The sequence below is a fragment of the Pseudomonas viridiflava genome (assembly GCF_900602065.1).
Classification (GTDB): domain Bacteria; phylum Pseudomonadota; class Gammaproteobacteria; order Pseudomonadales; family Pseudomonadaceae; genus Aquipseudomonas.
The window spans coordinates 1-355 of record NZ_UWFN01000281.1 but is presented as its reverse complement, the minus strand read 5'-3'; the positions used below and the strand labels follow the sequence as shown (position 1 = coordinate 355).

The 355-nt window shown below is 65.6% G+C and carries 1 pseudogene; it reads left to right on the top strand.

The window, feature by feature from the left end:
* Window positions 1–23: 23 nt before the first annotated feature.
* Window positions 24–355: pseudogene (locus EE949_RS18285) on the top strand (alpha/beta fold hydrolase); the annotation flags it as partial.

Genomic DNA, 355 nt, shown 5'->3' with positions numbered 1-355 from the left:
GTTAAACACCACGGAGCCCGAGCATGCGTGATCGACTGGTATTGCTGCCCGGCTGGGGCCTTGGCGTGTCGCCGCTGGAACCGCTGGCCGCGGCGTTGCACGGCTTGAATGAACACTTGCACGTGCAGATCGAACCGTTGCCGGCCCTGGACTCCAGCGACTTGAGCGAATGGCTCGACGAACTGGATGCCACGCTGCCGGACAATACCTGGCTCGGCGGCTGGTCCCTGGGCGGCATGCTCGCCTCGGAGCTGGCGGCACGCCGCGCAGAGCGTTGCTGCGGATTGCTCACCCTGGCGAGCAATCCGTGTTTTGTCGCCCATGACGGTTGGCCGCAGGCCATGCCTGCCGAAAC